General features: G+C 64.7%; 21 protein-coding genes. 8 read left to right on the top strand and 13 right to left on the bottom strand.

Features of this window, described 5'->3' with window-relative positions:
• The first annotated feature begins 16 nt into the window (after window positions 1-16).
• Window positions 17-439 carry a hypothetical protein gene (locus tag K4G67_RS12970; RefSeq protein ID WP_239806786.1) on the top strand — a complete coding sequence of 141 codons (423 nt, stop codon included), beginning with the start codon at window positions 17-19 and terminating at the stop codon, window positions 437-439.
• A 7-nt stretch (window positions 440-446) separates the two neighbouring features.
• On the opposite strand, the gene K4G67_RS12975 is transcribed toward K4G67_RS12970, so the two are convergent.
• The 9 genes from K4G67_RS12975 to K4G67_RS13015 form a co-directional block, all read right to left on the bottom strand.
• Entirely contained in the window at window positions 447-815 is a 369-nt protein-coding gene (locus K4G67_RS12975; protein ID WP_239806787.1) for a HesB/IscA family protein, read from the bottom strand.
• Window positions 815-1,327, bottom strand: a complete 513-nt coding sequence (locus tag K4G67_RS12980; protein ID WP_239806788.1) for an SUF system Fe-S cluster assembly protein — start codon at window positions 1,325-1,327, stop codon at window positions 815-817. Before K4G67_RS12980 ends, K4G67_RS12975 begins: the two co-directional genes overlap by 1 nt.
• Window positions 1,327-2,541: a cysteine desulfurase gene (locus K4G67_RS12985; protein ID WP_239806789.1), complete on the bottom strand. Its 1,215-nt coding sequence runs from the start codon at window positions 2,539-2,541 to the stop codon at window positions 1,327-1,329. Before K4G67_RS12985 ends, K4G67_RS12980 begins: the two co-directional genes overlap by 1 nt.
• Window positions 2,538-3,305 carry a SufD family Fe-S cluster assembly protein gene (locus tag K4G67_RS12990; protein ID WP_239806790.1) on the bottom strand — a complete coding sequence of 256 codons (768 nt, stop codon included), beginning with the start codon at window positions 3,303-3,305 and terminating at the stop codon, window positions 2,538-2,540. Before K4G67_RS12990 ends, K4G67_RS12985 begins: the two co-directional genes overlap by 4 nt.
• Window positions 3,305-4,048 (bottom strand): Fe-S cluster assembly ATPase SufC, encoded by a 744-nt coding sequence (sufC, locus tag K4G67_RS12995; RefSeq protein WP_239806791.1) that lies wholly within the window; start codon window positions 4,046-4,048, stop codon window positions 3,305-3,307. The genes K4G67_RS12990 and sufC overlap by 1 nt, the downstream gene beginning before the upstream one ends.
• 14 nt (window positions 4,049-4,062) lie before the next feature.
• Complete coding sequence (locus K4G67_RS13000; protein ID WP_239806792.1) at window positions 4,063-4,611, bottom strand: endonuclease domain-containing protein; 549 nt, start codon at window positions 4,609-4,611, stop codon at window positions 4,063-4,065.
• Window positions 4,608-6,068, bottom strand: a complete 1,461-nt coding sequence (gene sufB / locus K4G67_RS13005) for a Fe-S cluster assembly protein SufB (RefSeq protein ID WP_420830040.1) — start codon at window positions 6,066-6,068, stop codon at window positions 4,608-4,610. Before sufB ends, K4G67_RS13000 begins: the two co-directional genes overlap by 4 nt.
• A 53-nt stretch (window positions 6,069-6,121) precedes the next feature.
• A complete protein-coding gene (locus tag K4G67_RS13010) occupies window positions 6,122-6,535 on the bottom strand; it encodes an SUF system Fe-S cluster assembly regulator (RefSeq protein ID WP_239806793.1) in 414 nt (137 codons plus the stop codon).
• Between the two features lie 147 nt (window positions 6,536-6,682).
• Window positions 6,683-8,491 carry a DUF885 domain-containing protein gene (locus K4G67_RS13015; RefSeq protein ID WP_239806794.1) on the bottom strand — a complete coding sequence of 603 codons (1,809 nt, stop codon included), beginning with the start codon at window positions 8,489-8,491 and terminating at the stop codon, window positions 6,683-6,685.
• A 128-nt stretch (window positions 8,492-8,619) separates the two neighbouring features.
• Here K4G67_RS13015 and K4G67_RS13020 point away from each other — a divergent pair, with 128 nt between their 5' ends.
• The 3 genes from K4G67_RS13020 to K4G67_RS13030 all read left to right on the top strand — a co-directional run bounded on the left by K4G67_RS13020 (window position 8,620) and on the right by K4G67_RS13030 (window position 13,347).
• Complete coding sequence (locus K4G67_RS13020; RefSeq protein WP_239806795.1) at window positions 8,620-9,672, top strand: quinone-dependent dihydroorotate dehydrogenase; 1,053 nt, start codon at window positions 8,620-8,622, stop codon at window positions 9,670-9,672.
• 10 nt (window positions 9,673-9,682) lie between these two features.
• Window positions 9,683-11,410: a gamma-glutamyltransferase gene (ggt, locus tag K4G67_RS13025; protein WP_239806796.1), complete on the top strand. Its 1,728-nt coding sequence runs from the start codon at window positions 9,683-9,685 to the stop codon at window positions 11,408-11,410.
• A gap of 131 nt (window positions 11,411-11,541) precedes the next feature.
• On the top strand, window positions 11,542-13,347 hold the full coding sequence (locus K4G67_RS13030; protein WP_239806806.1) for an AMP-dependent synthetase/ligase: 1,806 nt from the start codon (window positions 11,542-11,544) through the stop codon (window positions 13,345-13,347).
• Here K4G67_RS13030 and K4G67_RS13035 read toward each other — a convergent pair.
• The 3 genes from K4G67_RS13035 to K4G67_RS13050 form a co-directional block, all read right to left on the bottom strand.
• The gene (locus K4G67_RS13035) at window positions 13,280-13,909 is read right to left on the bottom strand and encodes a hypothetical protein (protein ID WP_338026431.1); all 630 of its coding nucleotides are present in this window, start codon (window positions 13,907-13,909) and stop codon (window positions 13,280-13,282) included. The two genes, K4G67_RS13030 and K4G67_RS13035, sit on opposite strands and share 68 nt — an antisense overlap.
• 95 nt (window positions 13,910-14,004) lie before the next feature.
• The gene (gene thiS / locus K4G67_RS13040; protein ID WP_275588882.1) at window positions 14,005-15,003 is read right to left on the bottom strand and encodes a sulfur carrier protein ThiS; all 999 of its coding nucleotides are present in this window, start codon (window positions 15,001-15,003) and stop codon (window positions 14,005-14,007) included.
• Window positions 15,004-15,068: 65 nt separating this feature from the next.
• Entirely contained in the window at window positions 15,069-15,449 is a 381-nt protein-coding gene (locus K4G67_RS13050; protein ID WP_239806797.1) for a MerC domain-containing protein, read from the bottom strand.
• Between the two features lie 78 nt (window positions 15,450-15,527).
• Here K4G67_RS13050 and K4G67_RS13055 point away from each other — a divergent pair, with 78 nt between their 5' ends.
• Together K4G67_RS13055 and K4G67_RS13060 are read left to right on the top strand one after the other, a co-directional pair.
• Window positions 15,528-16,619, top strand: a complete 1,092-nt coding sequence (locus K4G67_RS13055; RefSeq protein WP_239806798.1) for a COX15/CtaA family protein — start codon at window positions 15,528-15,530, stop codon at window positions 16,617-16,619.
• Window positions 16,620-16,978: 359 nt separating this feature from the next.
• A complete protein-coding gene (locus K4G67_RS13060) occupies window positions 16,979-18,754 on the top strand; it encodes a GGDEF domain-containing protein (RefSeq protein ID WP_239806799.1) in 1,776 nt (591 codons plus the stop codon).
• Between the two features lie 21 nt (window positions 18,755-18,775).
• Here K4G67_RS13060 and K4G67_RS13065 read toward each other — a convergent pair whose 3' ends face one another.
• Window positions 18,776-19,063 carry a UvrB/UvrC motif-containing protein gene (locus K4G67_RS13065; RefSeq protein WP_239806800.1) on the bottom strand — a complete coding sequence of 96 codons (288 nt, stop codon included), beginning with the start codon at window positions 19,061-19,063 and terminating at the stop codon, window positions 18,776-18,778.
• An 87-nt stretch (window positions 19,064-19,150) separates the two neighbouring features.
• On the opposite strand from K4G67_RS13065, the gene abc-f reads away from it, so the two are divergent.
• Together abc-f and K4G67_RS13075 are read left to right on the top strand one after the other, a co-directional pair.
• Window positions 19,151-21,028, top strand: coding sequence for a ribosomal protection-like ABC-F family protein (gene abc-f, locus K4G67_RS13070; RefSeq protein ID WP_239806801.1), 1,878 nt, complete (start codon window positions 19,151-19,153; stop codon window positions 21,026-21,028).
• 1 nt (window position 21,029) lies between these two features.
• Window positions 21,030-21,290: a hypothetical protein gene (locus K4G67_RS13075; protein WP_239806802.1), complete on the top strand. Its 261-nt coding sequence runs from the start codon at window positions 21,030-21,032 to the stop codon at window positions 21,288-21,290.
• The last annotated feature ends 157 nt before the right edge of the window (window positions 21,291-21,447 follow it).

The following is a 21,447-nucleotide window of genomic DNA, read 5'->3' on the forward strand; positions in this document are numbered from 1 at the left end:
TACTGGATATAGCCGAATGCTAAAGAATAGTGCTGCCGCCGTGGTGCTCGTCACCTTGCTCGCCGCATGCGCCGTGCCCGCGTCGCAGGCGCCTGTGGGACGCCGCGCCGGGGCGCCTTCATCCACGCCGCTGCCGCAACGTCCCGATGTGCCGACATCGACCGCATTTCGCGCGCCGCGGGTGATGAACCTGCCGGGGCTGGAAGGGGTGATCGGCGCCGATGCCGGGCGGCTGGTGCAGCAATTCGGCACGCCGCGGCTCGACGTATGGGAGGATGACGCGCGCAAGCTGCAATTCGCGGGCAGTGCGTGCACGCTCGACATCTATCTCTATCCGGCGGCACCGCGGGCGCAGGAACGCGCCACCTATGTCGATGCCCGGCGCAGCGACGGGCGCGAGGTGGATCGGGCCGCCTGCGTGCGCGCACTGCGCCGGTAAGTCCGGCTCAGACGGTAAAGCTTTCCCCGCATCCGCACGCGCCGGTTGCATTCGGATTGTCGAAGGTAAAGCCGGCCTGAAAATCGTCTTCCTTCCAGTCCATTACGCTCCCGACGAGGTAGAGGACGCTCGCCCCATCTATCCAGAACGTGCCACCCGGCGTTTCGATGCGCTCGTCCATGGCGGCTTCCTCGGTCACGTAATCGACCGAGTAGGCGAGCCCCGAACACCCGCGCCGCGGCGTCGACAGCTTGACCCCGATGGCATCGCCGGGCGCGCGCGCCATCAGGTCGGCGATGCGCTGCTCCGCCGCAGGGGTCAGCGTGACGGCGGCGGGCCGTTCGCGTGCCGGGGCGCGTGTCTTCGTATCGGTCATCACAGCATCCCCAGTTCGAGTTTCGCTTCGTCGCTCATCTTGCCCGGATCCCACGGCGGATCCCAGACGAGATTGACCTCCGCATCGCCGACACCGGGCACGGCACCCACGCGCAATTCGACCTCGCCCGGCATGGATTCGGCGACCGGGCAATGCGGCGTCGTCAATGTCATCTGCACCGTGGCGTGGCCGCCCTCTGTCACCTCCACGCCGTAGATCAGGCCCAGATCGTAGATATTCACCGGGATTTCAGGATCGTATATTTCCTTGAGCGCGGCGATGATCGCCTCGTACAATTCGCCGCCGGGTTCGCCGCTGCCTTGCGCCCGCGGCTTTTCCTTCAGGAAACCTTCGAGGTAATCCTTTTTCCGGCCCAGCTTCTGCGCATCGGTTTCGGGCGCGTCGTCGTCGGTCACGTCCTGCACCCGGGCGCGGGGCGGGGGGGCGACATCGCCCACGGTTTCATTGGGCGGGGGCGCGATGATGCGGTCGTTGTTGTCGGTGTCGTTCATCAGCCGAAAATCCTCTGCGTGCGTTCGATGCCGCGGACAAGCGCGGCGATGTCGGCCTCGTCGCTGTACAGGCCGAAACTGGCGCGGGCCGTCGCGGCCACGCCAAGGTGATCCATCAATGGCTGCGCACAATGGTGCCCGGCGCGGATCGCGACATTCTCTTCATCCAATATGGTGCCCAGATCGTGGGGGTGAATACCCGCGAGCTCGAAACTGACGATGCCGGCGCTGTCCTCCGGCCCGAACAGGCGGAGGGAATTGATGCGGCTCATCTCCGCTCGCGCCTTCGCCACCATCATGTCCTCGTGTCGGGCGATCACGTCGCGGCCGATATTCTCGACATAATCGATCGCGGCGGTAAGGGCGATGGCCTCGGTAATGGCTGGCGTGCCCGCCTCGAATCGCTGCGGCGCGTTGGCCCAGGTGGTCTTGTCGAAACTCACGCGGTCGATCATTGCGCCGCCGCCCTGCCACGGTGGCATGGCGGACAGGATTTCGCCCCGCGCCCACAAGGCGCCGATGCCCGTGGGGCCGTAAAGCTTGTGCCCCGAAAACACGTAGAAATCGCAATCCAGCGCGGCGACATCGACCGCCATGCGCGGCGCCGACTGACACCCGTCGAGCAGCAGCTTCGCCCCGACGCCATGCGCCAGATCGGCGGCGCGTTTCGCGTCGAGCTTCGAGCCGAGCACGTTCGATACATGAGCGAATGCGACAAGCTTGTGCCGTTCGTCCAACATCTTCGCCGCGGCGTCGAGGTCGATGGCCCCATCTTCGGTCAACGGACACACGTCGATTTCCACGCCGACCCGTTCGCGCAGCATCTGCCAAGGCACGATATTGGAATGGTGTTCGAGCGTGGAAAGCAGGATGCGATCCCCGGTCTTCAGATTGGCGAGGCCCCATGTCTGCGCGACGAGATTGATCGCCTCGGTCGCGCCGCGAGTGAAGACGATCTCGTCCTCGTGCCCGCCGGTGAATTCGGCGACCCGCCGCCGCGCGGTTTCATAGCCCAGCGTCATGTTCGCGCTGCGCCCGTATACGCCGCGATGGACGGTGGCATAATCGCGGCCCAGTGCGTTCGCCATCGCGTCGATCACCACCTGCGGCTTCTGCGACGTGGCGGCGGTGTCCAGATAATGCCAGGGATCGCCCGCCTCGGTAACGAGACCGGGGAAATCGCCCTTGCGGCTCATGATCGCGGTATCGCTCATAACTTGCGGTCCAGCACGGCGAGCGCCTTTTCCAGCAATTCCTCCTGCTGCGCCTCGTCCTCCAGGGCGAGAAACGCATCGGCGACGAATGCGCGAATCTGCAACTTGCGCGCCAGTTCGGGGGGAAGTCCGCGCGCCGCCATGTAGAATGCGGCGGTCTGATCGAGCGCGCCAATCGCTGCGCCATGCGCGCATTTCACATCGTCGGCATAAATCTCGAGCTGCGGCTTCGCATTGGCGGAGGCCCCTTTTTCGAGGAGAATCGCCTTGAAATCCTGTGCCGCGTCGGTTTTCTGCGCCTCTTTCACCACGTCGATCCGGCCGAGGAAATTGCCGACGGCCTTGCCCCAATGGACCGCGCGCACGACCTGATTGCTGGTCGCGTCCGGTTCGTCATGGGCGATGCGGGTGACGAATTCGCGCGTGGCATCGCCGCCGCCGATGGTGACGCCGCCGAATTCGAAATGCGCACCCTTCGCGCAGCGCACGACGACCTCCATCCGCGAATAGGGCGCGCCGGTGTTCACGGCAAAGATCGACGCCGTGCCGCCCGCGCCGATATTGACGCGCAAACGCGTGAGATCGGGCGCGCCATCGGCATCGAGAACGAAGGTTTCGCACACGCTTTCGCCCGCCGGCACGACGATGTCGCGCCAATTGTCGAACGTGTCCTTGCTCATCCCCTTCAACGTGTCGAGCGCGCCATAGCGCCACTCCTCGTCACGCCGGGTCGGCAGGTGATCCATGACGATGTCTTCTGCCATTACGCGGCCACCGCTTCGTAGCCTTCGTTTTCCAGCTGCGCCGCGAGTTCCGGCCCGCCGGTCTTCACGATGGCCCCCTTGGCCAGAACGTGGACGAAATCCGGCTTCACGTAATCGAGCAGGCGTTGGTAATGGGTGATGAGCAGTACGCCCTTGCCGCTTTCGCGCATGATCGCGTTGATCCCGTCGCCCACCACGCGCAGTGCGTCGATGTCGAGCCCGGAATCGGTTTCGTCCAGCACGGCGAATTTCGGGTCGAGAATGCCCATCTGCACCATCTCGGCGCGCTTCTTCTCGCCGCCGGAAAAGCCGACGTTCACCGCCCGCTTCATCATCTCCATGTCCATTTTCAGGAGGCCGGCCTTTTCCTTCGCCAGCTTCAGGAATTCGCCGCCCGACAACGGATTCTGCCCACGCGCCTTGCGCTGCGCATTGGCCGCCTCGCGCAGGAATTGCACGTTGGAGACGCCGGGAATCTCGACCGGATATTGAAAGCCGAGGAACAGCCCCGCCGCCGCGCGTTCATGCGGTTCGAGATCGAGCAGGTCCTGCCCGTCGAAGGTCACCGACCCGCCCGTCACCTCATATCCCGGACGTCCGCCCAAGACATAGGAGAGCGTCGACTTGCCCGCGCCATTGGGGCCCATGATCGCGTGGATCTCGCCCGCGCCGATGTCGAGGCTCAGCCCCTTGAGGATTTCGGTTCCGCCGACTTCGGCGCGAAGGTTTTCGATTTTCAGCATGGTGTTCGTCTTTCTCAACGTCGGTCGGTCGCGCCGGTGCGGTAAGGGTCGCGGTCATTGGGGCGCGCACGGTGGTCGGAGCGGGCGCGCGCGATGGTGGAACGCGGCTTCGTACGCCGTGCGCGCCAGCGTTCCTTCATCGCGGCGAGGATTTCGGCCAGCACCGCGTCGATATCCTCGGCAATGGCATCTTCGGAAAAGCGCATGAGGTGAATGCCCACCTCTTCCAGCGATTTGTCGCGACGGCGCGCGATTGCGGAGGTGCCATCGGCCTCGCTCTCCACCTGAATCGCGAGGCCGAGCGGCTGACACGCGAAATCGACGATGGCCGACCCGATCACGACCTGCCGGCGAAAGCGATATTTGCCAAGATCCGCCTTTACGAAGCGTTCCCACAACGCGGTTTGCGCCTCGGTCGGGTGGCGGCGCAATTCGCGCGCCCGGTCGTGCAACGTGTCGAGCCGCGTTTCCGAAATGGCCCAGCCGCGCCCCTTGCGGTTGAGCGTGGGCGCCGCGTCGTCGTCGCCGCGGTCGCGGATCTGAAGTGTCTTGCGCTCCGTCACCCCACGCTCCCCTCAAGGCTGATGGCGAGCAGCTTCTGTGCCTCGACCGCGAATTCCATTGGCAATTGCTTCATCACCTCCTTGGCGAACCCGTTGACGATCAGGGCCACGGCTTCCTCGGTTTCCAATCCGCGCTGCTGTGCATAGAACAGCTGATCGTCGGAAATCTTGCTGGTGGTGGCCTCGTGCTCGACCTGCGCGCCGGGGTTCTTCACCTCGATATAGGGGACGGTGTGCGCCCCGCATTCATTGCCGAGAAGCAGCGAATCGCACTGCGTGAAATTGCGCACGTTGTCGGCATTCGGCCCCACGCGGACGAGGCCGCGATAGGTGTTGTTCGACTTGCCCGCGCTGATCCCCTTGGAAATGATGGTCGAGCGGCTGTTCTTGCCATTGTGGATCATCTTGGTGCCGGTGTCGGCCTGTTGATGATTGTTGGTCACCGCGACGGAGTAGAATTCGCCGACGCTGTTTTCGCCGTTCAGCACGCAGGACGGATATTTCCACGTTACCGCGCTCCCGGTTTCGACCTGCGTCCACGACACCTTCGAATTGCGCCCCTGGCACAAGGCGCGCTTCGTCACGAAATTATAGATGCCGCCCTTGCCGTCGGCATCGCCGGGATACCAGTTCTGCACTGTGGAATATTTGATCTCCGCATCGTCCATCGCGATGAGTTCGACGACGGCGGCGTGGAGCTGGTTCTCGTCGCGCATGGGCGCCGTGCACCCTTCGAGGTAGCTCACATAGCTGCCTTCGTCGGCGACGATCAGCGTGCGTTCGAACTGTCCCGTATTCTCGGCATTGATGCGGAAATAGGTCGACAGCTCCATCGGACACCGCACGCCCTTGGGGATGTAGACGAAGGTGCCGTCGGAAAAGACCGCGCAATTGAGAGCCGCGAAATAATTGTCGCGCATCGGCACGACCTTGCCGAGGTGCTTCTTTACCAGATCGGGAAATTCGCGCACGGCTTCGGAGATGGAGCGGAAGATCACGCCCGCCTCCTCCAGCTCCTTGCGGAAGGTGGTGGCGACCGAAACCGAATCGAACACCGCGTCGACCGCGACCTTGCGCGCGCCCTCTACTCCGGCGAGCACTTCCTGTTCCGCGATCGGAATGCCCAGCTTTTCATAGACGCGCAGGATTTCGGGATCGACCTCGTCCAGCGATCCGATCTTTTCCTTCGCCTTGGGCTCGGCATAGTAATACGCATCCTGGTAATCGATGGGATCGACCTCCAGCTTTGCCCAGTCCGGCGGCGTCATGGTCAGCCAGTGGCGATACGCCTTCAGCCGCCATTCCAGCATCCATTCCGGCTCCTTCTTCTTGGCCGAGATGAAGCGGACGGTATCCTCCGATAGGCCCTTGGGCGCGAATTCCTGCTCGATGTCCGAGTGGAAGCCATGCTCGTAGGTTTCGAGCGACTTGGCCGCGGCCTTTGCGGCCTGGTCCATGTCCGCGCGGTTCTTTTCCTGCGGTGCCTTGGTCTGCTCTTTCATGGTGTCGGTCATGCCGCCACTTCCTCCTGCGCGAGTTGCGCCAATGTGATCTGTTCCAGTGCGCCGCGAATGGCGCGATTGACCTGCGGCCAGTGGGGGCGAGCGCCGCATGTGCCCTCGATCGCGCAATCGCCCGTATCGGTGGCGCATGTGGTCATCGCGATCGGCCCCTCGATCGCCTCCACGATGTCGGCAAGCGTAATCGCCGCCGCCGGGCGGGCGAGCCGGAACCCGCCGCCCGATCCCCGCACGGAATTGAGCAGGCCCGCCTGTCCCAGACGGCTGACGAGCTTTTGCACCGTGGGGGCGGGCAGGCCGGTTTCCGCCGCGATTTCCGCCGCATTGGTGCGCGTGCCCCCGCAATGCAGCGCGGCGGCGCGCATCGCCACGACGGCGTAATCTGCCATGCTGGAAAGCCGCATATCCTGCCTTCGGTCGTTCGCGTGCCATATCGCTCCGCCTAATCGGAGCGATTCGTTCCGATTAGGCATTTGGGAGCGGCAGGGTCACAAATCAACCATAGACCGACAGATGCGAGCGGTTCTTAACTGGCGGAATCGCGCGGGTTGTCAGGCGCCCTGCTGCGCCGCGATCCACGCATCGACGTTTTCCTCCATAACCGAGAGGGGAACCGGCCCGCTCGCCAGAATGGCATCGTGAAACCCGCGCCAGTCGAACCGGTCGCCGAGCGCGGCCTGCGCCCGGTCGCGCACCTCCATGATCTTGAGCTTGCCGATCATGTAGGCCGTCGCCTGTCCCGGATAGACGATGTAGCGTTCGATCGCCTTTTCGATATCGCCTTCGGGATTGGGCGTGTTTTCGCTCAGATAGGCGATGGCTTCCTCCCGGCTCCATCGTTTGGAATGGATGCCGGTGTCCACCACGAGCCGCGCCGCGCGCCACAATTCCATGCCGAGCCGCCCGAAATCGGAATAGGGATCCTGGTAAAATCCCATGTCCTTGCCCAGCTCCTCGGAATAAAGGCCCCACCCCTCGGTATAGGCGGTGAAGCGGCCGAACCGGCGAAATGCGGGCAGATCGTCGAGCCCTGTCTGAATCGACAATTGCAGGTGATGACCGGGCAACCCTTCGTGATAGGCAAGCGCCTCCAGCTCGTTCTTGCTCATGTCCTGAAGGCGGTAGAGGTTCACGTAATAGGTGCCGGGGCGCGACCCGTCGGGCGCGGGGCTGGAATAGAACGCCTTGCCCGCCGATTGTTCGCGAAACGCCTCCACCGGCTTCACCACCAGCGGATCGGTGGGCAGCATGCCGAAATATTGCGGCAGGGCGGCCTCCATCCGGTCGAGCTTCTGCGACACGTCGGCGAGGTAAGCCTCGCGCGTGTCATAATAGAACCGCGGGTCGGTGCGGGTGAATTCGAAGAATTCCCGCAGATCGCCTTCGAAGCCCACCTCGTCCATGATGGCGCGCATCTCGTCATGGATGCGGTCGACCTCGCGCAGACCGATATTGTGGATCTGCTCCGCCGTGAGGTCGGTGGTGGTATAATCCTTCAGCCGGGCGGCGTAATATTCGTCGCCTTGCGGAAAGCGCCAGACGCCGTCATCGGTGCCGGCCATGGCCATCTGCCGCTCCATCTCGGTGCGCAGGCGGCGATAGGACGGCGCCGCGCTGTCACGCCATGCGGCGATGGCGGCCGCGTTCAATTCCGCCTCCCGCGTGGACGAAAGGTCGAGCGCGGCGACTTTCTCGCGGAAATCCTCGATAATCGCCTGATCGCTGTAATCGCTTCCGGTTTCGAGGAGGTTGTCGATGTCGGAAATGACATAGGGATAGACCCAGCGCGGCGGCATGATCCCGTCCTGCGCACGCGCTGCGGACCGCGCGATCAGCGTGTCCATGACCGGGCCGATGCCCTCGATGCGGGAGATATAGGCGAGGGCGTGATCCTCGTTCTCCACGACATGCTGATTGATGAGAAACGCGGGAAAGCTGCTCTGCGCCCCGTTCATCTGGTCGAAGATATAGCCATAGTCGCGATAGGGGAAAAGCGCGGCGGAATTGCGCGCCTGAATCGCGAACAATTCGTAGGACAGCGCGTCCTCCGCGCTCAGATCGGCGGGGTCGTAATTCGCTTCGATCCGCTGCGCCGTTTGTTGGAGGAGGCGTTCATCGGCAATTTCTGCCGCCTCGGTGCCGGGGCTCCATTCGCCATAGCTTTCGTCGCGAATGCCGCGATAGGTGCGCGATTCGGGCGACAGGGCGAGCTGCGCTTCGTCGAAGGCTTCGAACTCGGCGTTGAGCGCGGCGCCCCGCTCGTTCTGCGCCACGGGATAGGTGGGCACCTCCGGGGTTTCGACCGTGGCGCAACCGGCCAGCGAGACACCGGCCAGCAACATCGTGATAAGGGCTTTCATCTGTCGTTCTCCGGAGGATAGAAAATGGCGTCGCGCCCTTGTGTCGCAAATGTAACGATAAGGCCAGCCGCCGCCATCCGGCATAGCCATATCGACAGCCGCGCATCGGTTGCATAGAGGCTGGTGCCATGATCTATCCCGTCGTCCGTCCGCTGATCTTCCGTCTCGATGCAGAGCGCGCCCATGGCGCCGCGTTGCGGGCGTTGAAGACGCTGCCGTCCTCGCTCCTCGCCAGCCCGCCGCTGCCGCAGGCCAGCCTTGCGAGCGAGGTCGCCGGACTGCGTTTTCCCAATCCGGTCGGCATGGCCGCGGGTTTCGACAAGAACGGGGAGGTGCCGGACGCGCTGCTGCGCTGCGGCTTCGGCTTCGCCGAGCTGGGGTCGGTGACGCCGCGACCGCAGGCCGGCAATCCCAAACCACGCATGTTCCGGCTGGCGAAGGACAAGGCCGTCATCAACCGGCTGGGCTTCAACAACGAAGGGGCCGAGGCGGTCGCGGTGCGCATGCGGCGCCGGGCCCGGATCGATGGTGCGCGCGACGGCATCGTGGGCATCAATATCGGCGCGAACAAGGACAGCGCGAACCGTATCGACGATTATGCGCGGATGACGCGCACGATGGCGCCCTATGCCTCCTATCTCGCCGTCAATATCAGCAGCCCGAACACGCCGGGCTTGCGCGCGCTTCAGGACGAGGGCGCGCTCACCGAACTGCTCGACGCGGTGAACGAGGCGCGGGGCGCGATCCGCGTGCCGCTTTTCCTGAAAGTGGCGCCCGATCTGGAGCCTGCGGACATCGACGCGATCGCGCGCATTGCGGCGGACAAGGGGCTGGGCGCGCTGATGGTGTCGAACACCACGGTGGCGCGCCCGCCGCTGGCCTCGCGCCATGCGGACGAGACCGGCGGGCTTTCGGGCGCACCGCTGCGCGAGATGGCGTTAATGCGGCTGCGCGATTTCCGCAAGGCGACCGGCGGCACGATCCCGCTCATCGGCATTGGCGGGATTTTCACGGCAGAGGACGCGTGGGAGCGGATCCGCGCAGGCGCCAGCCTGGTGCAGCTTTACAGCGCGATGGTATACGAAGGGCCGGGCATCGCGGCGAAGATCACGCGCCGCCTGCCCGAATTGATGCGCCGCGATGGTTTTTCCACGATTGCGGAGGCGGTGGGAAGCGAATAGCACGCCTGTCATGCTTCGCTTTGGAACCGCTTCGCTTCTTGCCCCGCTGATGCTCACCATGACCGGCGGTTGCGCAACCCTTCCCATTACCGAGGGGGGAGGGCGCGATGCGACCGTTCAGCCCGCCCCGCAAAAGGGAATGGTCAGCGCCGCCGATCCCCGCGCGGCCGAGGCCGGGGCGGAAATCCTGCGGCAGGGGGGCAATGCCACCGATGCGGCGATCGCGGTGCTGCTCGCGCTCAACGTGGTCGAGCCGCAGAGCAGCGGCATCGGCGGGGGCGGTTTTCTCCTCCTGCGCGACGACGGGGTGCTGACCAGCTTCGACGGGCGCGAAACCGCGCCGGCGGCGGCCACCGGTGACTGGTTCATGCGCGACGGTCGGCCGATATCCTTTGCCGAGGCGCGGCCCGGCGGGCTTTCCACCGGGGTTCCCGGCAATGTCGCGATGATGGCGCTGGCCCATGCCGAACATGGGCGGTTGCCGTGGCGCGCGTTGTTCGGGCCGGCCATTCGCCTCGCCCGCGACGGGTTCACCGTGACGCAGCGTCTGCACGATACGCTGGCGAGTGCACCCGACATTGCCGGGTTGAGCCCGGAGGGGCGCGCCTTGTTCTTTGGTGCGGACGGCGCGCCGGTCCCTGTGGGCACGACCTTGCGCAATCCGGCTTTTGCCCGTTTCCTGACCCGTGTCGCGGATGAAGGGGCGAACGCGTTCTATACCGGCGAAAATGCGCGGGCCATCGTCGAAGCGGTCCGCACCGCGCCCCGCAACCCCGCGGCGATGACGCTGGCCGATATGGCCGGGTATCGCGCGGTGGAACGGCCCGCCGTATGCGGCGATTATCGTGCATACGAGATTTGCGGCATGGGCCCGCCATCGTCGGGGGCGACGACGGTCTATGCCATCGTGAAGCAGCTTGAAGATTTCGACATGGCGGCGCTGGGCGCGGACGATCCGCAAAGCTGGCATCTGATCGCCGATTCCATGCGGCTCGCCTATGCCGACAGGGGCGCATATGTCGCCGATGGCGATGTCGTTTCGGTTCCGTTGCGCGGTTTGATGGACACGGACTATCTTGCCGACCGGGGTGCGATGCTGTCCGCGAGCACAGCGCTCGACACGGCCGAACCCGGCAATCCCCCCGGCTCGGTCGCAATTGGCCCCGCCGGCATGCACGGGGCGGAGCATGGAACATCGCATTTCGTCGTCGTCGACGGCGAAGGGGGCGTCGCCAGCCTGACCTCCACAGTGGAAAGCGCGTTCGGATCGGGGCTCTTCGTCAACGGTTATTTCCTCAATAACGAGCTTACCGATTTCAGCTTCGTGCCGGTGGAAAACGGCCGGCCCGTCGCGAACGCGGTCGGCCCGGGCAAGCGTCCGCGCAGTTCGATGTCGCCTAGCATCGTGATGGGCCCCTCCGGCGATTTCCGGCTGGCCATCGGGGCCGCGGGCGGATCGACCATCATCGCGCAGACGGCAAAGACGATCATCGCCGTCATCGACTGGAACATGGATGTCGCCGATGCCATTGCACTCCCGGTGATTTACGCGCCGGGCGATACGGTGCTTGTGGAGCAGGGCACGGCGCTTGCCGACATGGCCGCCGCGCTGACCGCGATTGGGCATGACGTGCGCGTATGGCAGGGCCGCTTCAAAGCCAACGGGATCGAGCGTGCCGGTGATATCCTTCGCGGCGGCGCCGATCCGCGCAGCGAAGGGGCGGTAGCCGCACAATAGGTCACGCCAATTTGCGGGGTCGGCACGACGCACGCAAACTTGTGCGGACGGGCGCGGCCACCTAAATCCCCGATCAAGAGAGGAGATAGAGGCCAATGCCAGGGACCCGTTCGAACGAGGGGCCGCACGCGATGACCCTGTCCGAGATCGACAAGGCGACGAGTCTTGTGGCGATGTTCCTGTCGCGCGCCGACCGGATGGGGGATGCGCCCTTTCTCGTCGCGAAGGAGGATGGCGTCTGGCGTCCGATGTCCTGGGCGGAGGTGGCGCGCCGGGTCTGCCTCATGGCGGAAGCGCTGCGGCGGATCGGACTTGAAAAAGGGGACCGGGTGCTGCTCGTGGGGGAAAACCGGCCCGCATGGTGCATTGCCGATCTCGCCATCATGGCCGCCGGTCTGGTGACCGTTCCCGCCTATACGACCAACACGACGGCGGATCATCTCCACGTGCTCGAAAATTCGGGCGCGCGGGCGGCGATCGTCTCCAATTCCAAGCTGGCCGCGACCTTGCTCCCCGCCATGCTCAACAGCGATTGCGCCGAACATCTCGTGTCGATCGATCCGCTACGGCAGGAGCAGGCGGGGCAGGTGCGCTTCCACCGCTGTCCCGACCTTTACGAAGGGGACGCCGCCGCCGCCCGCGCCGCGGTCGATGCGCGCATGGCCAATGTCACGCGCGAGGATCTTGCCTGCATCATCTATACCAGCGGCACCGGCGGCGCGCCGCGCGGCGTGCGGCAGCATCACGGCGCCATACTGCACAATTGCGCGGGGGCGGCCCGCATCATCGCGGAGGATTTCGGATGGGAGCGCGAACGTTTCCTGTCGTTCCTGCCGCTTTCGCACGCGTACGAACACACCGGCGGGCAATATCTGCCGATCTGCCTCGGCGCGGAAATCTACTATGCCGAAGGGCTGGACAAGCTTTCGGCGAATATTGAGGCGACGGCGCCGACGATCATGGTCGTCGTGCCGCGCCTGTTCGAGGTGTTGCGCACGAAGATCCTGCGGCAGATGAGGGGGCAGGGGAAGGTGGCCAATGTCCTGCTGTCGCGCGCCGTCGCACTGGCGGAGCGGCAGTCGCAGGAGCGCACCCGCCCCCTCTTCGACGGGATCGAGGACAGGGTGCTCGACCGCAGCCTTCGGCCCAAGATCCGGGCGAAATTCGGCGGGCGGATCAAGGCGATGGTGTCGGGCGGGGCGCCGCTCAATCCCGATATCGGCTATTTCTTCACAGGCCTCGGCCTCCCGCTCCTTCAGGGTTACGGACAGACGGAGGCCGGCCCGGTCATCAGCTGCAACCGGCCGGCGGCGGGGCTGAAGATGGATACGGTCGGCCCGCCGCTGCACGGAGTGGAGGTGCGCATCGCGGACGATGGCGAAATCCTCGTGCGCGGGGAACTGGTGATGCACGGCTATTGGCGCAACGCGTCGGAAACCGCGAAGGCGTTGCACGACGGCTGGCTCCTTACCGGCGACATCGGGCACCTCGATGCGAAGGGGCGGATCGTCATCACCGATCGCAAGAAGGACATGATCATCAACGACAAGGGCGACAATATCGCGCCGCAGCGTGTGGAGGGAATGCTCACCCTCGAACCGGAAATTGCGCAGGCGATGGTCGTGGGCGATCGCAAACCCTATGTCGTCGCGCTTGTGGTGCCCGATGCCGAATGGGCCGCGGAATGGGGCAGGGCGCAGAATCGAAAGGGTGAATGGCCGGAATGGACCGAGGATGCGGCGTTCAGGGCCGCGATCCGCGATGCGCTGGACCGGGTGAACGCGCATCTTTCGGTGATCGAACGGGTCCGCGGATTTGCCTTTGCCGACGAAGCCTTTTCGATCGAGAATGGCGAAATGACCCCGTCGCTCAAGATCCGGCGGCACAAGATCCGCGAACGTTATGGCAACCGGACCGACGGGCTCTACCGCGGGTAAGCGGGGCGCGCGCCCTCAGTGCGCGGGGGGGCTGCGGTACGAGCGCCCTGTCCCGGACGAAGGTCGGCACGAACTGCGGGCGCCGCGATGACCAGCCGGATGCGGTCGCGTCATCCTCGCTTATGGATTTGAGCAGGCGCGCACGGCGTTCGGGGGGAAGTTTCGGCATCGCCGCAACCGCGCAGAACGACGCGGGCAGCCACAGCCGGACATTGGGGCCGAGCATCCTTTCATACAGGAAGCGATAGGCATCGAATCGCGAGATGCACCCCTCGCACAGATTGAACACCGTCATCCGGACGAGGCGCCCGAAAAACAGATCGACATTCTGATCGACATGCGTCGGGATCATACCGCGCAATTCGCCGATGTCCTTGTATGCCATGATCTGCTGCCGGATGGAGACGGCCTCCCGGCTCGTGCGGGCATAGCGTTCGTAGGGATCGTGCCGTTCGAACGCGATGTCGAGGCTGCGTCGGATATAGCGTTGCTCTGCCGGATCGAAGGCGGCAAAAACGCGCATCTCGGCGATAAGCTGCTCCCCCGTGCTGTCCTGACCCATGACCATATCCCCTTTCCGCGTCCAAGCAGAACGGAGGATCGCGCGGTTTGGTTAAACTTGGTAAACAGCGCGCGGCCAAGATCAGAAACGGACGGTCAGATCAGACCCGACAGCGGGCTGGACGGGTCGGCATATTTGCGCGTCGCCATGCGCCCGGCGCGATAGGCGGCGCGTCCTGCCTCCACCCCGCGCCGCATGGCCTGGGCCATGAGAACGGGGTTCTTCGCCTCGGCAATGGCGGTGTTCATCAACACGCCGTCGCAGCCAAGCTCCATCGCGACCGCGGCATCCGACGCGGTGCCGACGCCCGCATCGACCAGCACGGGGACGTTAGCCCCTTCCACGATGAGGCGGATCGTCACGCGGTTCTGAATGCCGAGCCCCGAACCGATCGGCGCGCCCAGCGGCATGATGGCGACCGCGCCCGCTTCCTCAAGCTGTTTCGCCGCGATGGGATCGTCGGTGCAATAGACCATCGGCTTGAACCCCTCGGCCACAAGCGTTTCGGTCGCTTTCAAGGTTTCGCGCATGTCGGGATAAAGCGTCTTCGCCTCGCCCAGCACCTCCAGCTTCACCAGGTCCCAGCCGCCGGCCTCCCGCGCGAGGCGCAGCGTGCGCACGGCCTCATCCGCGTTGAAGCAACCCGCGGTGTTTGGAAGGTACGTCACTTTTTTCGGGTCGATGAAATCGGTGAGCATCGGCGCCTTGGGATCCGACACGTTGACGCGGCGCACGGCGACGGTGACGATCTCCGCGCCCGAGGCTTCCAGCGCGGCGGCATTCTGCGCGAAATCCTTGTACTTGCCGGTGCCCACGATCAGGCGCGAGGTAAACCGGCGTCCGGCCACTTCCCAGCTATCGTCATCGCCATGGTCGCCCCCGCCGACGAAATGCACGATTTCGAGCGTATCGCCATCGGACAGCGCGACATCGGCGAGCGTGGAGCGGGGCACGATCTCGCCATTGCGCTCCACCGCGATCTTTGCCGGATTGAGATCCAGTTGACGGGCGAGGTCGGCAACGCTGGCGCCGGCGGGCGTATGCATGCGGTCGCCGTTGACCTGAATTGCGATTGTGTCGGTGGTTTGGGTCATGCCCTCGACATAGCGTGCGCTGGCCGCTCTGCAAGGCGCGACATGGATCGCGCGGTGCAATCGCTTCAGATCGCGCAGCGATGCAGCCGCATGTTCCATACATGCGCCGCCGCCACGAGAGCGACTCCGGCAATGGTCAGAAACGCCTCTATCGGGCCGTGCGGTCCGGCGATCGCGCCAGCCATCAACACGATGCCCACCCCACCCAGGTAAAGGGGCCCGCGCCGGCCCGAGCGCAGCGCGGCCAGCCCGATCGTCGCCCCGCCAATGATCAGCGCGACCACAAGGCCGAATTTGTGAATATCCGGCGACAGCAGCGCATGACCGCCGATCCCCACCGCACCGACAAGGAGGATCGAGGCGACGCAATGAACCGCGCACAGGCCGGACAGGCCAATGCCGAATCGGTCGAGGTTGAGCCAATCGGGGAAACGGGGACGCTCCATGACGTCTAGGTATGATACATTATCACATTGCGCAACCCGCTCTTGCGATTTTTCCGATTTGGTCGCAGGGGCGCTCGCATGGCTGTGCAATATTCAACGCCCGAAGGCAGCTTGCCCGTCGGACCGGCGCGTCCGCTTTCCATCGCGCGATGGCTGATGGTTGTTGCCGCGCTTGTCGTGGCGATGGTCATCGTGGGCGGTATCACCCGTCTCACCGAATCGGGACTTTCCATTACCGAGTGGAAACCCGTCACCGGCGCCCTGCCGCCCATGAGCCAGGCGCAATGGGAGGCCGAGTTCGCCGCCTATCGCCGCATTCCCGAATATGTGCAGGTAAACGGCCCGGCGGGCATGACGCTGGCGCAGTACAAGTTCATCTATTTCTGGGAATGGGCGCACCGTCTGCTTGGCCGGGTGATCGGCCTTGCATTCGCGCTGCCGCTTGCGTTCTACTGGATCCGCGGGATGATCCCCGGCGGGTATAAATTGCGCCTGATCGCGCTTCTGACGCTGGGCGGGTTACAGGGGGCGTTCGGCTGGTTGATGGTGCGGTCGGGCGTCGGGCCGGATGCGATCGCGGACGCCCGCACGGATGTCAGCCATTACTGGCTTTCGATTCACCTGATGACCGCGCTCTTCACGCTGGGCGGGCTCGTTTGGACCGCGCTCGATCTCCGGCTGAATGCGCGGGGCGTGCCGCCTGCGCGTTTGCGCGGCTTTGCGGCGCTGGTGCTCGCCGTGCTGGCGATACAATTGCTCTATGGGGCGTGGATGGCCGGGCTGAATGCGGGCTATGTCGCGCGGGACTGGCCCTTGATGCAGGGCGCGCTGTTCCCCGCAGGGATCGACTGGTCCCAGGGCGTGCTTCACGCGCTGAGCGCGGATCCATTCCTCGTGCATTTCATCCATCGCTGGTGGGCATGGGCGGCGGTTGCGGCGCTTATCGTTCTGGCACGGCGGATAAGGGTGCGATCACGCGGGGCATCGGTGGCGATCCACGCCGCTTTCGGCACGCAGATCATCCTCGGCATCGCAACGGTGATGAGCGCGCTGGCGCTGTGGATCGCGGTGGCGCACCAGGCGGTCGGTGCGCTTCTGGTGATGGCCACGGTATGGGGTGCGCATGTCCTTGGTGCCCGCGACCGCATGCCGGGCAGCGTGCTCAAATAATTCTAGGGTGAGCCGCTTTTTCCGGATCGGGGCACAGCGCGATTCGTGCGTTCCGGCCAAGTAATACATCGGCCGTTTAAAGTGTTCGAGGCCATTTGCGGCAAGGCTTGCTTGAAATTGCGCCCTCCGGCGACTAGCGTCCTGTTCGGGGATGTCAGGGTGGCCGGCCTTCGCCTGTTCCGAAAGTTTCATGCCGCCTTGACCGAATATTGATCGGGGGCGCGAGCATGAAATCGCCGTGCGGGCGGGCGTTTCATCGACGGAAAGCCATTCTGGACGGTTTTGACGCGCGCGCGACTGCGCCGTGCGATGCCGTGCCGTACGATGCTGCACCGGATGCTTTCGCGATTCGCCGACGCTTGCGCACGCTGCTCTCGCTTCTGACGGGGGCAACTCTCGTTCTTCTTGTGCTGTTCGTCGCGTTTCGTCCGCAGACTGTATACGCCCGTACGTTGCAGCTTTCCGATTTCTGTTATGCCGTCACCGCCCTGTCCACCGACGATCCGCCGGAGCCCGATGCCTACGATTGCGCCGGACCGCCGCGCGATTACAACACGCAAAGCCTGTGGCTGCGGCTGAAGCGGGCAGGGGACGGGGAGGACAATGCCGACGCGGTGCTCATCGTCGGAAATACGCGGTTCGAACGCATGGAAGTCCGCTTTGTCGGAGATACGGGACAACTGGTCCGGTATTCCGTCAGGGTCGGCGATTTTTCCGAGCATTGGCGTCCCGGGTCGAAGATCGCCTTTTCGGACCATGCCCTGAAGGCCCCGCTGAAATCCATCGTCCTTCGTATCGATCGCCTTGCCGACGTGCAGTTCCTGCGCATGAACATCGTGCACGACGACGAGGCTGCCCTTCGGTTCGCGGCTTTGTCCGCCACGATCGGGGCCGGGCTGACGCTGCTGTTGATCGGCGCGCTCTATAATGCGGGCCTTGCGATCGCGATGCGGTCGGTAAGCGCGGCGTGGCAGGGGGCGTGGGCGGCGTGCGTGTTGGTCTGGGGGTTGATCTGGTCGCAGATGATCCTGGCCTTCGTTCCCGGATTTGCCGGTCGGAGCTCGGCGCAGATCGCGACGTTTCTCGCCTGTCTTGCCATATTCCTAGCCACGGCCAGCGTGGTGAGCGCGATCCGCGAGGCGGGCGTGCCAAAAGCCTTGCGCCGGATCACGGCGGGGGCAGGTACGCTCGTCGGTCTGTCCGGTGTACCGCTCTCGCTTTTGAGGACGGGTCCGTTGCACCTTCTGGCGGATATCGTCGGCATTCTCGTTCTTGCCGTGCTGCTGCTGTGCGCGGTGTGCATCGTGGCGGCGTGGCGGCGCGGACATGCCCCCGCCATTTCGCTCGGCCGGGCGTGGGCTGTGCCGATGCTCGCGCTCGGTAGCGTGCAGGTTTTCGATACCGACACCATGTTCTGGGGCGGCGGGGCGCAGATCATCGTGCTCTACGCCGCGGCGTGGCAGACGCTCTGGCTCGCCATATCGACGACCGCGAAGTATGCGCATCTGCGCAACGAACGCGATCGCGCGCGAAGTGCCGAGGCGATCGCCTATCGCATGGCACGGCAGGATGCGCTGACCGGGCTGGGCAACCGCCTTTACTTCATAGAATCGGCGGAAACGATGTTCGGCGCGGGTGCCGACGTGTCGGCGGTGGCGCTTTTGCTGATCGATGTGGATCGGTTCAAGGCGATCAATGACGGGTTCGGCCACGATGTGGGTGACGAGGTGTTGCGCTGCATCGCCGCTACGCTCCGCGAAACGGTGCCCGCAGGCTTTCCGGTGGCGCGGATGGGCGGGGAGGAGTTCGTGATCTTGACCACCGGGATCGCGGGCGACGCACTCGCCGCCTTTGCGGAGCGGGTGCGGGCCGCGGTGGCCGCGTGCCGGCATGAGCATGTCGGCGACGGATCGCGGTGCATCACCGTCAGTATCGGCGTCGCCGCAACGCACGGGGTGACCGGTTACGATACGCTCTACCGCATGGCGGATCAGGCGCTGTATGCTGCAAAGGAGGCGGGGCGGAACCGGGTGCAGATCGCCACGATGCCGGAAACCCCGGTCAGGGCGTCCCCGCCCGCGCCGGAGCCTAATATCGCACAGGCCGCCCCCCGCGTCAGAGCGCCGATCGCATGACCGGCGATCCATCCCGCGATGTCAGGGCTTTTCGCGGCGGCGCTTGCTCCGTCCGCGTGTCATGGGATCGGGCTTTTTCGGGCGGGTCCATCCCGCCGGTGGCTCGACCGATTGCCGCCCGGTGCCAAGCCCCATGCGTCCGGGCTGTTGCCGGGTCAGCCCGCTCGTATCCGCGGCCGCCGCGCCATCGGCATCGGCGCCGAGCCTTACGAGATTGATACGGTCGCGCAGCCGCCGCGCCTCTTCAAAATCCATCGCAGCGGCGGCGTCCTCCATGGCCCGGCGTAAATTCTCGATCGTATCGTCCATGATCGTGCAACGCGCACGACGCCGGTTTATATCCCCGTGCGCCCGGCGTCCTTTGCAGCGGGGCGGGTTTGCGGCTAGGCGGCAGCCATGTTGAACATCAAGGATATCACCGTTCGCCTCGGCGGCCGTTCCATTCTCGACGGCGCGAGTGCCAGCCTTCCGCCGCGCGGGCGGGTGGGGCTGGTCGGGCGCAACGGGGCGGGCAAATCGACGCTGGTGCGCGTCATCGCCGACATGCTGGAACCCGACGGAGGCAGCATCGAAATGCCGAAGGGCAGCCGCATCGGCTATATCGCGCAGGAAGCGCCCGCCGGGCAAGCGACGCCGTTCGATACGGTGCTGGCCGCCGATACCGAACGCGCGGCCTTGATGGAGGAAAGCGAAAGCTGCACCGAACCGGTCCGCCTTGCCGAAGTGCACGAACGCCTGCTCGCCATCGATGCCTATTCCGCGCCGGCGCGCGCATCGCGTATTCTCGTCGGCCTGGGTTTCGACGAAGCGGCGCAGCATCGCCCGCTCGACAGCTTTTCCGGCGGGTGGCGGATGCGCGTGGCGCTGGCCTCGTTGCTGTTTTCCGCGCCGGACCTGTTGTTGCTCGACGAACCGTCGAACCATCTTGATCTAGAAGCGGTGCTGTGGCTGGAGGATTTTCTCAAATCCTATCCGGCGACGATCTTGCTGGTCAGCCACGAACGCGATTTTCTCAACAATGTGGTTGATTACATCCTGCACCTGAGCGGGGGGCGGCTTGCGATCTATCCCGGCGGGTACGACGCGTTCGAGCGGCAGCGCGCGGAACGGCAGGCGCAGCTCGCCTCCGCCAAGGCAAAGCAGGAAAGCGAGCGCAAGAAGCTGCAGGATTATGTCGCACGCAATTCGGCGCGTGCCTCCACCGCAAAGCAGGCGCAATCGCGCGCCAAGGCGCTCGCCCGGATGCAGCCGATTGCCGAGCTGATCGACGATCCCTCGTTGAGCTTCGATTTCCCAAGCCCCGACGAATTGCGCCCCCCGCTCGTGACTCTGGACGAGGCGAGCGTGGGCTATGACGGCAATCCGGTGCTGCGCCGGCTCGATCTGCGGCTGGACGAGAACGAGCGGATGGCGCTGCTCGGCCGGAACGGCAATGGCAAGACGACGCTGGCGCGCCTGCTCGCCGGGCAGCTTGACCCGATCGAGGGGGCGATGAACGCCTCGCCCAAAATGCGGGTCGGCTATTTTACACAATATCAGGTGGAGGAGCTCGACCGCGCCGATACGCCCTTGCAGCATATGAGCCGGTTGATGAAGGATGCGAAACCCGGCCACGTGCGCGCCCAGCTCGGCCGGTTCGGTTTTTCGGGGCCAAAGGCGGAAACCGAGGTCGGACGGCTTTCCGGCGGGGAGCGAGCGCGATTGGCGCTGGCGTTGATCACGCGCGATGCGCCGCACATGCTGATCCTCGACGAACCGACCAACCATCTCGACGTTGATGCGCGCGAAGCCCTTATCCAGGCGCTCAATGCCTATTCCGGCGCGGTCGTCATCGTCAGCCACGATCGCCACATGCTCGAGATGACGGCCGATCGGCTTGTCCTTGTCGATTCGGGAACGGCCAGGGATTTCGACGGCTCGATCGACGATTATATCGCGTTCGTTCTGGCGAAGGACCCCGGCGAAGGCGGGAAGGGCGATGGGACAAACGGCAATAGCCGCAAGGAGCAACGCCGCGTCAATGCCGAGGCGCGCGAGAGGAGCCAGACGCTGAGGAAGACGGCGCGCAAGGCGGAAAAGGACATGGAGATTCATGCCGCCGCGATTCGCCTTCACGATCAGGCGATGTTCGACCCGGGTTCGGCACAGGGCGCGCTGGCAAAAATGACAATGACGGAGCTCATGAAACGCCGGGCGGATTTGCAGGGCAAGCTGGACGAAGCCGAGGCGATTTGGCTCGAGGCGAGTGAGGCCTTGGAATCGGGGGGCGCGTAGGATGGATCTCGACGACCAGCTGCAGCGTTATTTCGGCACGCGCGACCCGGAGCAGATCAGCGCGGGCGCGCTTTCGGCTGGGCTGGACCGAATGGCGGTCGACCTCGGCATGGAGCAGGACGCGGGGCGCCGGTTCGCGCTCTGGTCCCTGATGCTGATGTTGGGGCGGGCGCCCGATATCGATTCGACGTTCAAGAGTGCCGACGATCGCGAGGCAGCCCGCAATATGGCCGCCATGCTTGATGATAAGGCCGAAGGTTAACCAAGCGAACGACGCAAAACCGCCATTCTTCAGCCCAATCGTAAAAAAATCGCCATGAACGCCATAAATTTGCAATCCTGCTGTTGACCGAATCGTTGGGCCCCCATATATGCCCTCTCACCGGACGGCGAGACGCTCTTCACTGGGTTCTCGGAGG

The organism is Croceicoccus hydrothermalis (assembly GCF_022378335.1).
GTDB lineage: Bacteria > Pseudomonadota > Alphaproteobacteria > Sphingomonadales > Sphingomonadaceae > Croceicoccus > Croceicoccus hydrothermalis.